The following is a 291-nucleotide window of genomic DNA, read 5'->3' as shown; positions in this document are numbered from 1 at the left end:
GGGCGCCGCCGAAGCCGTTGTCGAGGCGCCGAGTGCCGAAGCCGTCAGTGGCGCATCCGGCGATATTACCGACACTGAATTCGAGCAGTTGCTCGATGCGCTCGGCGAACCGTCAGCGCAGTTGAGCGGCGTGGCCGCAGCGGGCGAGGAAATTACCGACGACGAGTTCGAGTCGCTGCTCGATCAACTGCATGGCAAGGGCCAGTTCGTGCCGCCAGTCGTTACGGCAAGTGCGGCGGTGAGCCTCGCGCCGGCAGCCGCGGGCGATGAAATCACCGACGATGAATTCGA

1 pseudogene is annotated in these 291 nt (G+C 64.9%); it reads left to right on the top strand.

Going from position 1 to position 291, the window contains the following annotated elements:
- Window positions 1–291, top strand: a pseudogene (locus tag B3M58_RS04960) (chemotaxis protein CheA); the annotation flags it as partial.

The organism is Pseudomonas sp. UBA2684 (assembly GCA_002354655.1).
Lineage (GTDB): Bacteria > Pseudomonadota > Gammaproteobacteria > Pseudomonadales > Pseudomonadaceae > Aquipseudomonas.
This window is presented reverse-complemented; position numbering and strand designations above follow the sequence as displayed.